Origin of the sequence: Candidatus Mycobacterium methanotrophicum (assembly GCF_023515995.1) — a bacterium.
GTDB lineage: Bacteria > Actinomycetota > Actinomycetes > Mycobacteriales > Mycobacteriaceae > Mycobacterium > Mycobacterium methanotrophicum.
On record NZ_CP097320.1, the window covers coordinates 3,762,933 to 3,775,485 of the forward strand.

Below are 12,553 nucleotides of genomic sequence, written 5' to 3' on the forward strand. Positions count from 1 at the left end.
GATGACGTGCACCGGACACTGCTCAAAGCAGGCAGCACAACCGGTGCAGCATCGGCTCGACCGCGAACGTCCATTGTGGGAGTGCTGGATCATCGAGGGCCTCAGCGACGACCGGTGGGCCGTCCTGACGAAAATCCATCACTGCATCGCTGACGGCATCGGCACCACGCAGATGCTCGCTAACCTCAGCGACACCGGCGGCGGCGATACCTTCGCGAAAAGTATTCGCGCTGCTAAGGAGTCGGATACGGATGCACTGCGTTTGCCGCCCATGACCATTAACCCATTAACCTGGCTGAGCGGCTTGTGGCGAAGCGCGGTCGCCGCCGCCACTGCCGCCGAACACGCAGCCGTAGGCGTCGCCGAGCTGACGGCGGGCCTGCTGAGCCCACCGCCCGAATCGTCGCTGACCGGGCCGGTGACAACGATGCGACGCTACGCGGCGGCGCGAGTCAGGCTCGCTGATATGGAGAAGGTGTCCCGAGCCTTTGATGTCACGCTCAACGACGTGGCGCTGGCCGCGATCACCGACAGCTACCGCAATCTTCTGCTCAACCGCGGCGAACAGCCCCATCACGATTCACTGCGCACCCTGGTTCCGGTGTCGGTGCGGTCGATGAAAGACCTCCACCAAATCGGCAACCGGGTCTCGGCCATGCTGCCGCTACTGCCCATCGACGAGGCGGACGCGGTTAAGCAATTGGAACTCGTACACTCCCGGCTGACGGTGGCCAAGGGCAGTGGTCAGCGTGAAGGCGGCACCGTATTCATGGCGGCTGTCAACAACATCCCGTTCCACTTCTCGGCACGGATGATTCGACTGCTGACTCGTTTGCCGCAACATGCCGTCACCGCGTTAGCCACTAACGTTCCCGGACCTCGTGGTCGACAGACGCTGATGGGTCGTGAGGTGCTCGAAGTCCTGCCGGTACCGCCGATTGCGCTCCAGCTGCGCACCGGCATCGCGATGGTGAGCTACGCCGACAGTTTCGTTTTCGGCATTACTGGCGACCACGACGCCGCGCCCGACGTCGACCAAATCGCCTCAGGCATCGAGCAAGGTGTCGCACAACTGGCGGCGATCAGCCGGGCGCGCCATCGCAGACGCAAACCCGGTGCCGCGTAAGGCAACTGGCAGGCGGAGTCGTCGCCCGGATGTCACCTCTGGGGGCTGTACTGACCGGTAGCGAGATACCCCGTGATCTCAGGAAGGGATCTCCTGACGTTTCCGTGGGTCGGGTTTCATGCTGCTCGGCCGGGTAGTGCGGGGCACAGGCCGCCGCGGGTGAGCATGGCCATGCCGATCAGCGCCTCAGGGCTGTGAAACCCGTACGCACGCTTGGTCAAGGCCCGCAGGTGGGTATTGGTGGCTTCCGAGCGGGCATTCGACAGTTGGTGGTCGAGGGTGTTGCCGATGAGCTCCTTGTGACGGCGGACGGTGCGGGCTACGGCGACGAACTCCGGGATGCGCGAGTGCGACGCCCAGGACAGCCAACCGGCCAGCAGACGACGGCCGTCGCGCCCTTTGACCCGGAAGACTTCGCGGAGTTGCTCTTTGAGCAAATACGCCCGATACAGCGTGGCGTTGGTAGCCGTGATTGCGGCCAGGCTGGTGCGTTGCTCACCGGTCAAGTCGGCCGGGTTCTTGCGCACCGCCCACATCGCATGCCGGTCGCGGACGCCGGCGCGGGCCATGGTACGCACCCGCACCTTGTCGAGGGCCTTGAGCGCCCAGGCCACGACATGAAACGGATCCAGGCAGATCACCGCGGCCGGGGCCCGGTCCCGCAGCACGGCGTGAATCCATTCCGCCCCATCACAGCTGACGTGAGTCAACGCCGCGGCACGTTCGGCGCCGAGCTGGTCGAAGAACCGGCCCAGGGTGTCTTTGTTGCGGCCTTCGGCGGCCCACACCAACCTGCCTGTCGTGTGGTCGATCACGCACGTCAAGTAGCGGTGGCCTTTGCGGTAGGCGATCTCGTCGATGCCGATGCGGGTCAGTCCGACGAGCAGGTCGTTGGTGTCGCGGCCATCGGCGACCACCCGGCCCACGATCGCGGCGATGGTGCGCCAGGCCACCCGCAAAAACACCGCGACCACACTGATGGCGGCATGCGCGCTCAGCCACGCGGCTGTGTCCTCAAACGCCCAGGTGTGGCGGGCGCCGGGCCGCGCCCAGGGCACATGCGCCACCACCACTCCATGCTCGGGGCAGGCTACCCGCGGTGCGGCGGCCTGCAGATAGGCCTTCGTCGTCCCCAGATCCAGGCTGCGCCAGCGCCTGATCGCGTCCCCGCCGTCATAGCCCGGACAGCGTTTCTGGCACCGCGAGCACCGGCTGGCCTGGTTTGCCTTGGGCCGCACCGCAAACACCAGCGCTTCGCTGGTCACCGGCCGCTTGCCGCGCGAAGTCTCGGTCTCGATCATCACGTCGTCGATGACCATGTCCTGGCCACCGAGGACCGTCGCGAATACCCTGGATTTGCGCAACGCCGTACACCCCTTCCGTCTTGAACCCGATTGCAGTCCAAAACGTAAGCAGGACACGGCGTTGCGCCCCAAAACCCCTGGTCACGAACCCACGACTATGGCAGAAGAGCCTCAGGAAGTCGGTTATCGCATCGCAGCGCGGTTTTCCACCGACAAAGCGGCGGTAATCGTCGCCGGTGAAGGGTGAGTAGTCTTCGCCTTCACGAGCACGCCGACACGCCAGGTAGTCGTCGAACAGTTGCGTCCAGGCCGCCGCCTCGATGCGGGCCGTGTCGATCACGACACTGTCGAGGTCGAAGACCACCGCGTCGTAGTAGCGCGGATCGATCGTCACCGGCGCCGTCATGACCGTCGCCTCATGATCAGTGCGGGGGTCAGCGCGGCGAGCGGATTTCCAGCACAGCATCGAGCGGCAGCCTCGGCGTCGCGGCCGGTAGCTCTTCGATGGGTGGCGCTATGCCGACACGAATCAACACTTGTGGCTCCCCGCGCCCGCCGATGAGCTTGCGCACGATGTCGCGGCTTTCGTCCAACTCGATCAGATGGGTCAGCGTGCAGGTCGCCATGCCGGCCATCGTGCATTCCAGCAGCACGGTGGACAGGGCCTCGCCCGCGCCCAACACGTCCGTCCGGGTGTCCTCGGCGGTGGACAGCACAAGGATCATCGACCAATCCATCCCGACCTCGACACGACGCTCGGCATGGCCGCGGGCGGGGAAATCGCGCGCGACATCGACCCGTTGCCGTTCTGAGGCGGATGCCAGCGTGTCTGGGGGCATCCCCTCGGATAATGCGAAAGGCGACGTCCACCATTCTAGTTCAGCGTGGTATGAAGCGTCGCCGCCGCGCAGCGCCTCGGTTAGCTGCGAGGCTTCGGCCAGTTGCGGTCGCACCTCATCGGGGAGCACATCGAGCATCGCGACGCTCTCGTCGACGCTGCTGCGCAGCACCGGTTCGAACGACTCCCAATACGTCGGACGACCCAGTGGAAGCCGATCGGTTCGCCGTTGCAGAATCGCCTCCGCACGCTTGCGCTGAGCGTCGGTGACGAATCCGAGAGGGCTGAATTCCATCGACGCCAAATGATCTTGATTGTTCGGGTTGGGGAACCGGTCGATGTTCGCCTGCCAACCGGCCGCCACCATGGCGATGCGAAGGTGATCCAGCACAGCCCCACAACTGATGATCACTTCCCGGCCGGAGCGATCGGCACTGTGCACCCGCCGGCGCCGATCGACGAACAGGTTCAGCACGCCGCCCTCGGACACCCAGTGCCACGGCTGGCTGTTGTGTATCGAGGGCGCGCGGCACGCCAGCAGCAGCGCCTTCTTAATAACCTCGATGTCCGGCGTCGTTTTGAGCATGGCACTTCCTCCGCTTCCGGTATGCGAACGACCCTACCGAGAGCGCCGTAGGCCAGTAGGATCGTTGATCCCGGTGGCGCTGTCATCGGTCCACTTAGGGCCGGCTCATGTGCCAGGGACCTTTGGCTCTGGCAGGCAGTGACCTTCACCGCACCGACCGTGGTCCTCGGACGCTACGCCCGGTGCCCGCCCCGACACACGATCGAGTTATGGCACAGGACTCTACGACCACCGGTCAGGCCGCTGACGTGTCCGAAGAGCCGACGAGCCCGTACGCCGAGGTACACGAAACACACACGGGTCTCGTCGTGCTCGTCGGCGACAAAGCGCACAAAGCGAAGAAACCGGTTAAGACCGATTTCTTGGATTTCAGCACCGTCGACCGCCGTGAGCGGGCGTGCACCCGGGAGGTCGTGGCCAACAGCCGGCTGGCGCCCGAAAGCTATCTGGGCGTCGCGCACTTGAGCGACCCCACCGGCGGTCCCGCCGAGCCCGTTATCGTCATGCGCCGCTACCCAGACTCGCGCCGGCTGGCCACACTGGGGCGGTTCGGTTGGCCCTCATTGGCGGCGCACCCGGGACCGGCAAGACCACCCTCGCCCATTCGCTCGCCGATCGGGTTGGCGCCGAAGTCATCTCTACCGACGACGTGCGGCGAGAGCTGCAACAGCGCGGCGCGATAGTCGGCGAGGCCGGCGTTCTCGACGCCGGCCTGTATCGGCCGGACCAGGTCACTGCCGTCTATCACGACTCATCCGGCGCGCACGCTCATCCCTGACCGGCGGGCGACCGGTGATCCTGGACGGCACCTGGCGAGATTCCCGTCAGCGCCGTCTGGCCCACGAGTTGGCCGCCCAGACCGCATCGACATTGCTCGAAATCGTTTGCTGGACGTCGGTGGACGCGGCGGTGGATCGGGTGCAGGGCAGGCCGCCCGGCGGCTCGGACGCGACGCCACAGATCGCGAGGGAGTTAGCGATCCGCGACGACGCATGGGACACCGCGCACCCATCGACACCAGCCAAGCGCTGAAGGACTGCACCGGCCAGGCCGAAAAGCTGTGGCACGAGGTTGCGTTAGACCACCGATCCACCGAAGCCGCTTTGAGTTCACATGGCATTCCGAAGGGGAATTAGCAAGATGCAAACCAAGATTATCCAAGCTAGGCCCGTGTGATACCTCGAGCGTCGCAGTTAGCTGCGGACCACCAGCACCGAACACGCGGGGCACCGGTGGAGCAACGAGTCGCCGACCGGACCCACGATCCGGGCCACCTCGCCTGCCTGGGCGCTGCCCACCACGGTCAGCTGAACGGGTTCGTCGGCGCGAGTGAGGAATTCGGCAGCACCGGCTCGTGCGGCAGCCGGCCGGACGTGCACCTCAGGATACCGATCGACCCAGCGGCCCAGACGGCGATGCAGTCGGCTGTAAGGAATTTCACCGACACCCCACCGCCAGACTCCCAGCGCCAATATCGGCGCATCGCGCAGCCGTGCCTCTCGGAAACCCTCTGCGAGCACCGCGTCATTGTCGGGTGAATCGTTCACGACCACCGCGATCCAGAAAGAACCTGACAACTGGTGAGCGGGCCGGATGATCGCCACCGGGCAGTGCGCTTTCCGGGCGAGCGCAGCGGCGGTCGAGCCGAGCACGATCTGGGCGAGATGTCCGATCCCCACAGATCCCACGCAAATCATTGCCGCGCCACGCGATTCGCCGATTAGGGCATTTTCGGGCGACCCGTGGGCAATAGCGGTTTCGACCTTGACCGGCTTGCCCATGGCATGCACAGCGGCGGCTGCAGTGCGCAGCGCGGTTTCCGCGTATTCCATATCGAGGTCAAGGCCCGCCGCGGGTGACGCTGGGCGCTCGCTGCGGGTGACATAGAGCAAGCGCAGGGGAACGTCGCGGCTGACGGCCTCGGGTACCGCCCATTTGGCCGCGTTGATCGCAGCGTCTGAACCGTCGATGCCCACCACGATCGATTTCGGCTGCGATTGGTTCATCGCGTCCTCCCGGCACGGCTGGACCGAGGATGAGATACCCTCGGCGTTCACCGGCACAAGTTAATCGGTGTCGCTGCGTTTTCGCAGGGGCTGTTCGGCCCCGATTTGGCTGGCATTGGTCCCTACTGGCACCACGTGCGAGGCCCAGATGATGCAAGGATCTCCTGACGTTTCCGTGGGTCGGGTTTCATGCTGCTCGGCCGGGTAGTGCGGGGCACAGGCCGCCGCGGGTGAGCATGGCCATGCCGATCAGCGCCTCAGGGCTGTGAAACCCGTACGCACGCTTGGTCAAGGCCCGCAGGTGGGTATTGGTGGCTTCCGAGCGGGCATTCGACAGTTGGTGGTCGAGGGTGTTGCCGATGAGCTCCTTGTGACGGCGGACGGTGCGGGCTACGGCGACGAACTCCGGGATGCGCGAGTGCGACGCCCAGGACAGCCAACCGGCCAGCAGACGACGGCCGTCGCGCCCTTTGACCCGGAAGACTTCGCGGAGTTGCTCTTTGAGCAAATACGCCCGATACAGCGTGGCGTTGGTAGCCGTGATTGCGGCCAGGCTGGTGCGTTGCTCACCGGTCAAGTCGGCCGGGTTCTTGCGCACCGCCCACATCGCATGCCGGTCGCGGACGCCGGCGCGGGCCATGGTACGCACCCGCACCTTGTCGAGGGCCTTGAGCGCCCAGGCCACGACATGAAACGGATCCAGGCAGATCACCGCGGCCGGGGCCCGGTCCCGCAGCACGGCGTGAATCCATTCCGCCCCATCACAGCTGACGTGAGTCAACGCCGCGGCACGTTCGGCGCCGAGCTGGTCGAAGAACCGGCCCAGGGTGTCTTTGTTGCGGCCTTCGGCGGCCCACACCAACCTGCCTGTCGTGTGGTCGATCACGCACGTCAAGTAGCGGTGGCCTTTGCGGTAGGCGATCTCGTCGATGCCGATGCGGGTCAGTCCGACGAGCAGGTCGTTGGTGTCGCGGCCATCGGCGACCACCCGGCCCACGATCGCGGCGATGGTGCGCCAGGCCACCCGCAAAAACACCGCGACCACACTGATGGCGGCATGCGCGCTCAGCCACGCGGCTGTGTCCTCAAACGCCCAGGTGTGGCGGGCGCCGGGCCGCGCCCAGGGCACATGCGCCACCACCACTCCATGCTCGGGGCAGGCTACCCGCGGTGCGGCGGCCTGCAGATAGGCCTTCGTCGTCCCCAGATCCAGGCTGCGCCAGCGCCTGATCGCGTCCCCGCCGTCATAGCCCGGACAGCGTTTCTGGCACCGCGAGCACCGGCTGGCCTGGTTTGCCTTGGGCCGCACCGCAAACACCAGCGCTTCGCTGGTCACCGGCCGCTTGCCGCGCGAAGTCTCGGTCTCGATCATCACGTCGTCGATGACCATGTCCTGGCCACCGAGGACCGTCGCGAATACCCTGGATTTGCGCAACGCCGTACACCCCTTCCGTCTTGAACCCGATTGCAGTCCAAAACGTAAGCAGGACACGGCGTTGCGCCCCAAAACCCCTGGTCACGAACCCACGACTATGGCAGAAGAGCCTTTCGGACACTCAAGGCGACCACCTTCAAGGCCATTCCTCGCTGCCGATCATCGCCACCATTCGTCGGGCGTCAAGGTCGGTTCTCCTCGCTACGCTGCGGGGACTCCACCTTGACTCCCTCCTCCCGGCGGCAGGAAGCGGCACGTATCGAGGAATGGACATGATCGCCTTCAATGACCAATCCGTGTGCATTCGGACTGACGCCCAACAATCGGGTCAGGGTCTGCCCGGCGGCGGCGAAGTTCTGGCCGGGTTGAGTTTGTTGCGCCGCGCGCAGCAAGGCTTGTGTTGCGTTGCGCCGTTCGACAAGGCTGCGGCCTAGCTCGGCAAGTACCGGCAGTCGTTCACGGGTGCGGGCATCCATGCGTGCCTTACGGTGCCGCGTCAGCTTGCGTTGATTGATCTCCTCGTCTTTGACTGGGCAAGGCGCAACCCACCTAGCCCAGCGGCCGGGCTCCTCGATTGCCCACTGGGCCAAGTCCAAGTAGAAGGCCCGCACCGGGGTCAGACACTGTCGGTAGCTGATGCGTTCGACGGTGACGGTGTGCTTGTCCTCGGCGGTGCCGGCGGTCTGGGACATGGTGCGTAGCCGCTTCTTCCACGCCTCGGCGACGTCGGCGGTCAGGTGCAGGCTGTCGATGCCGGGATGATGAGTCTCGATGTTCTTCCAGAACGTGTTGCCCAGGTAGGTGGCTAGTTTGCGCAGGCTGCTGTAGTCCATCCCCGGCTGGCGTTCCTTCAGATAATCGACCAGCAAGTCACGAACCGGCCGGCAGGCGAGTTGGTAGCGGTCGATCAGTTCGGCCGGCGTGCGCTGCCCAGCGCGGCGCAGCTCACCCAGCCGGTGCGGGGCGGATGCGTCGAATACCCCGATTCCGCGCATCATCCGATAGAAGTCGGCGCCGTGGGTTCTGGGTTGGCGGTAGATGCGGGCCTCGGTGGCCAGCAGTTCCAGCACGTCGCCGATGGTGATCTCGCCCACCGTGCCGCCCTGGGCGGCCAGGATCAAAGCAGCGCGGCGCAGGGTGTAATCACGCCCCCGCGCCGAGACGAGCCGATCGCTGTCACAAAGCTTGCGCAGCCGAGTAAACCCGTCGGGGTCGCGGGTTTCCATCAAATCGTGCGCGGTGGCCAGCGAACGTATCCCCGCCCCGACAAGCCAGTCTAGTGATGGACGAAAAACGTCGGCGGCGATCGCCACCACAACCGCCGCACACAGTGCGCGTTGGCGGCCCGAATTGAAGTCCCCACGCCGGCGCAGCCACTTGGCGGGAACTGCTCGCCAGTGCGCCGCGGCGGCATCGGCGCCGCTGGCCATCCACCGCTGCTGCCAACTATGCCCCGGGTAGTCGCTTAACCAGTCCAGCAGCAACCCCAGCCCCCGCACCCGATGTTCTTGACTGCCCGCGCTGTCGAGCACAAACGGCGGGCGACTCAGCCGTGTTGTGACTTCGTGTCGGCTGGCGGTGGTCGCCGGCCACACCACGGCCGGCACACGCGCGGCAAACCGGGTGTCACCCGCCGGTTCGTCTGGCGCTACAGCGCAGATCGGCTCACCCAGCGTGGGTTCGACAAGCTCAACCGTCATCTGAGCTGGCCTCCAAACAACACCTCCAGTGACTCGGGCCGGTATCCCGGCGCCGGGGTTGGTTTGCTGCGTGCGGAGGCATGCCTGGTCTGTTCGTCGTGATGGGCCAGCACCCGGCGCACCACATCCTCCTGGCGAGGCGTCAAATAGATTTGCGTTGTCGTCAACTGGGAGTGGCCAAGAACCAGCTGCACATCGGTCAACGGAAGCTTCGGGTCCTCGGCCATCCGGTAGGCCGCGGTATGCCGCAACGAGTGCAGCGTCGCCGTGGTACCAGCCCGATCGTTGACCCGCTCAAACATGCGATGCACCGCGTGATAAGTCAACGGCCGCAACGGCATTCGCGCAGTCCACCACAACGGCTGCCGTTTCCCCTTCGGGATCATCGCGCCCATCTCCACCTGGTAAAGCCGCAACCACACGAACGCGTCCGGCGATGCCGGCAACTGCTGAATCTCGCCAGTTCCCTTGCGAATCACTGTGATCAGCTGCCGCCCCGGGTCGACACCACCTTGGTTCACCGACAACAATTCCGAGGCCCGAGCACCAGTCGACACGTAAAACGCGACCAACGCCCGATCCCGATGCGAAGGTAGCCGGGCAAAGATCTCGTTGAACTCCGCATCCGGCACGCTGCGCGGAACCCGAGACGGCACCCGCGGCCGATACAACCCTGTCCGCTCGTTGTGGTACGGCTCCATCGGATTATGGTGCGGATGCGCCCGACCGGTACGCGACCGAGCCAGCGGGAACGGATTGACACGGCCCGCTGCCCGCTTCGAGGTGAAAGCCGTAGAAGCTACGCAACACCGTTTCAGCGTGCGCACGCACTGACGGCGCATACGCCACTACCCCAGCACGATCAGGTATCTCGTGCGGTCTCCGCCAATGCGGACGAGAAGGCTTGCCCGCCACCAACATCCAGCGGCAGAAGTCACGTGCTTCTACCCGGGTGGCCTGATCCCACGCAATCTCGATCACCCACAGGAACCGAAACCAGCGCAACAGATCCAGACCATAGGAACGCATCGTTGCCGCCGACCGGCCAGCCGCCTGCAAATCACGAAAATACGCCGACACCGCCTCCACCGGCTCCCCGGCCGGATCGACCAGACGGTACGGCAGCCACGGATCCCCGGTGTCCTGCAACGAGCCCGTCAACGGCACCGTCAACGCGGCCAGATCACGAACACCCTCGTCACCTTCACCCACGAGCCGGACACTAACAAACAAACCGCCAATCGCCCGTCACGCTGGGCAAACGCGTGTCGTAGTTCAGTCAACAGGAAACATCGCGATCAGCCTGCTCCGGCTCGACGACCATGAAAACATCGCAAAATCCCTGCGCCACAACGCCCGACACCCTCAAAGGGCCATCAAACTACTCCTGACCTCATGAAACGCGACTTTGCCGAGGCCCTGCTCACGACCTGCTCGGGGTTTTTGTCGGTGCGCAGGCCAGTGTAACGCGGGTGGCGCAGCTTGCCGTCGCGCGTCCGCTCGGTAAAGCCGACCTGGGCGACCAGCTTCGGACGTACCCAATGAATACCGACTTGGCGGACTGGTCCACGGGTGAACGGCGACGTGTCCCGTTCGATGGCCGACAGTCGCTCGTGCAGGCTTCGCCGCGTGGCGGTATCGAAGCCGGTTCCCACCTTGCCGGCGTAGACGAGGTCGGACCCCTCGTAGTAGTCGACCAACAGCGCGCCCAGCCCGACTCGGCTGCCCTTCAGCGCCACCGGGTCTTGTTCCAGCGCACGATGATTCGGTCTTCGCCGTAGGGGATGTCGCGCGGCGAGGTGGACACCCGCTCCTTCACCGAGGTGGACACCACCCCACATCCCGGGCATGCCGCCGCCGTCTGCTCGGCAGTCACCACATGCACCACCCGCGTCCCGTCGGCGAGCCGCTCGACACGCTCAACCTCGACACCTGGCAGCCCAAACAACAATGTCGTACCGTCACACACGGCCCTTGGTTCCTTCCTTCCGCCTGAAATCCGCAAACTTCAGACTTCGGAAGGCCAAGGGCCTCCCAGGGCCTCGGCATGCAGCGACACGCCCCATGAGAGCGACATCACAACTGCCCGGTCAAAATTGAAGAGCCGAATTACCAGTGCGGCGGGGATGTGTCGCATCGACAGCAGCACATAGCGGCGCTAGCCGAATGTAAGTGGTTCTGACCGCCCCGGCGTGGGGCAGAAGGAATCGCTGTGATGACGAACACACTCAAGGGCGTGGATGCCCAGGTGAAGGAGTCGCCGGCCCAGGCTGGCGAGAACGTGGATGAGGCGGCCGTTGCGGCCCGTGAGCTGTCCGGGGCCGAGCGGGTGCTGGTGGGCGATCTGGTACGCCAGGCGCGCGCCGAGGGGGTCGCGCTGACCGGTCCGGCGGGGCTGCTCAAAGCGCTGACCAAGACGGTGCTGGAAGCGGCACTCGAAGAGGAGATGACCGAGCATCTCGGTTACGACAAGCACGCCGCGGCCGGCCGCGGAAGTGGCAACTCGCGCAACGGCTCTCGCACCAAGAAGGTGATCACCGATGCGTGCGGGCAAGTCGAGATCGAGGTGCCCCGCGACCGCAACGGGACCTTCGAGCCGGTAGTGGTCGGCAAGGGTAAACGTCGGGTCTCCGACGTGGATCGGGTGGTGCTGTCGCTGTACGCCAAAGGCCTTACCACAGGCGAGATTTCGGCTCACTTCGCCGACGTTTACGGGGCCTCGGTGTCCAAGGACACCGTCTCACGGATCACCGACCGGGTGATCGAGGAGATGCAGACGTGGTGGTCACGGCCGCTGGAGAAGGTGTACGCCGCGGTGTTCATCGATGCGATCATGGTCAAGATCCGCGACGGCCAGGTCCGCAACCGGCCGGTCTACGCCGCGATCGGTGTGGACCTCGACGGCAACAAGGACATCCTGGGGATGTGGGCCGGCGACGGCGACGGGGAGTCAGCCAAGTTTTGGCTGGCGGTGCTGACCGACCTGAAGAATCGCGGTGTCAAGGACATCTTCTTTTTGGTCTGCGACGGGCTAAAAGGGTTGCCCGACAGCGTGTCTGCGGCGTTCCCGCTGGCCACGGTGCAGACCTGCATCATTCACCTGATCCGCAACACCTTCCGGTACGCCTCGCGCAAGTACTGGGACAAGATCAGCGTCGACCTCAAGCCGATCTACACCGCGGCCAACGCGACCGAGGCCCGGATGCGTTACGAGGAGTTCGCCGAGAAGTGGGGCAAGCCCTACCCGGCGATCAAGCGGCTGTGGGACAACGCGTGGGACGAGTTCATCCCTTTCCTGGACTACGACGTCGAGATCCGTCGAGTGTTGTGCTCTACCAACGCAATTGAGAGCCTCAACGCGCGCTACCGACGGGCGGTGCGAGCACGTGGACACTTCCCAAACGAGCAGGCGGCACTCAAGGCGCTCTACCTGGTGACCCGGTCACTGGATCCCAAGGGTGGCTCTTCTGCCATAGTCGTGGGTTCGTGACCAGGGGTTTTGGGGCGCAACGCCGTGTCCTGCTTACGTTTTGGACTGCAATCGGGTTCAAGACGGAA

General features: G+C 65.1%; 11 protein-coding genes and 3 pseudogenes. 5 read left to right on the top strand and 9 right to left on the bottom strand.

All coding sequences use genetic code 11. From position 1 onward, the window contains the following. Nucleotide 1: 1 nt before the first annotated feature. Nucleotides 2-1,126, top strand: coding sequence for a wax ester/triacylglycerol synthase domain-containing protein (locus tag M5I08_RS19660; RefSeq protein WP_219068905.1), 1,125 nt, complete (start codon nucleotides 2-4; stop codon nucleotides 1,124-1,126). Nucleotides 1,127-1,242: 116 nt separating this feature from the next. On the opposite strand, the gene M5I08_RS19665 is transcribed toward M5I08_RS19660, so the two are convergent. Both M5I08_RS19665 and M5I08_RS19670 read right to left on the bottom strand, forming a co-directional pair. Further along, on the bottom strand, nucleotides 1,243-2,490 hold the full coding sequence (locus M5I08_RS19665; protein ID WP_249762783.1) for an ISL3 family transposase: 1,248 nt from the start codon (nucleotides 2,488-2,490) through the stop codon (nucleotides 1,243-1,245). Nucleotides 2,491-2,864: 374 nt separating this feature from the next. Then, entirely contained in the window at nucleotides 2,865-3,854 is a 990-nt protein-coding gene (locus M5I08_RS19670; protein WP_219070828.1) for an Acg family FMN-binding oxidoreductase, read from the bottom strand. A 209-nt stretch (nucleotides 3,855-4,063) separates the two neighbouring features. Between M5I08_RS19670 and M5I08_RS27330 the strand changes: the two are divergent. The 3 genes and pseudogenes from M5I08_RS27330 to M5I08_RS27040 form a co-directional block, all read left to right on the top strand. After that, nucleotides 4,064-4,396: pseudogene (locus M5I08_RS27330) on the top strand (hypothetical protein); the annotation flags it as partial. 11 nt (nucleotides 4,397-4,407) lie between these two features. Next, the gene (locus M5I08_RS27335; protein ID WP_440271464.1) at nucleotides 4,408-4,632 is read left to right on the top strand and encodes a P-loop nucleotide/nucleoside kinase family protein; all 225 of its coding nucleotides are present in this window, start codon (nucleotides 4,408-4,410) and stop codon (nucleotides 4,630-4,632) included. A gap of 14 nt (nucleotides 4,633-4,646) precedes the next feature. Beyond that, nucleotides 4,647-4,886, top strand: coding sequence for a hypothetical protein (locus tag M5I08_RS27040; protein WP_370328513.1), 240 nt, complete (start codon nucleotides 4,647-4,649; stop codon nucleotides 4,884-4,886). A 161-nt stretch (nucleotides 4,887-5,047) separates the two neighbouring features. On the opposite strand, the gene M5I08_RS19680 is transcribed toward M5I08_RS27040, so the two are convergent. The 7 genes and pseudogenes from M5I08_RS19680 to M5I08_RS19710 all read right to left on the bottom strand — a co-directional run bounded on the left by M5I08_RS19680 (nucleotide 5,048) and on the right by M5I08_RS19710 (nucleotide 10,964). Continuing rightward, nucleotides 5,048-5,860: a universal stress protein gene (locus tag M5I08_RS19680; RefSeq protein ID WP_219070829.1), complete on the bottom strand. Its 813-nt coding sequence runs from the start codon at nucleotides 5,858-5,860 to the stop codon at nucleotides 5,048-5,050. 187 nt (nucleotides 5,861-6,047) lie between these two features. After that, a complete protein-coding gene (locus M5I08_RS19685) occupies nucleotides 6,048-7,295 on the bottom strand; it encodes an ISL3 family transposase (protein WP_249762783.1) in 1,248 nt (415 codons plus the stop codon). Nucleotides 7,296-7,477: 182 nt separating this feature from the next. Continuing rightward, on the bottom strand, nucleotides 7,478-8,995 hold the full coding sequence (locus tag M5I08_RS19690) for a hypothetical protein (protein WP_249762915.1): 1,518 nt from the start codon (nucleotides 8,993-8,995) through the stop codon (nucleotides 7,478-7,480). Beyond that, the gene (locus tag M5I08_RS19695; RefSeq protein WP_249762916.1) at nucleotides 8,992-9,696 is read right to left on the bottom strand and encodes a tyrosine-type recombinase/integrase; all 705 of its coding nucleotides are present in this window, start codon (nucleotides 9,694-9,696) and stop codon (nucleotides 8,992-8,994) included. Before M5I08_RS19695 ends, M5I08_RS19690 begins: the two co-directional genes overlap by 4 nt. A 4-nt stretch (nucleotides 9,697-9,700) precedes the next feature. Next, nucleotides 9,701-10,207 (bottom strand): site-specific integrase, encoded by a 507-nt coding sequence (locus M5I08_RS19700; protein WP_249762917.1) that lies wholly within the window; start codon nucleotides 10,205-10,207, stop codon nucleotides 9,701-9,703. A 164-nt stretch (nucleotides 10,208-10,371) separates the two neighbouring features. Further along, nucleotides 10,372-10,725 (bottom strand): annotated as a pseudogene (locus tag M5I08_RS19705) (ATP dependent DNA ligase); the annotation flags it as partial. Beyond that, nucleotides 10,725-10,964: a transposase family protein gene (locus tag M5I08_RS19710; RefSeq protein WP_249762919.1), complete on the bottom strand. Its 240-nt coding sequence runs from the start codon at nucleotides 10,962-10,964 to the stop codon at nucleotides 10,725-10,727. The gene M5I08_RS19710 and the pseudogene M5I08_RS19705, both read right to left, overlap by 1 nt. A gap of 246 nt (nucleotides 10,965-11,210) precedes the next feature. On the opposite strand from M5I08_RS19710, the pseudogene M5I08_RS19715 reads away from it, so the two are divergent. Beyond that, nucleotides 11,211-12,455 (top strand): annotated as a pseudogene (locus M5I08_RS19715) (IS256 family transposase); the annotation flags it as partial. Nucleotides 12,456-12,553: the final 98 nt, after the last annotated feature.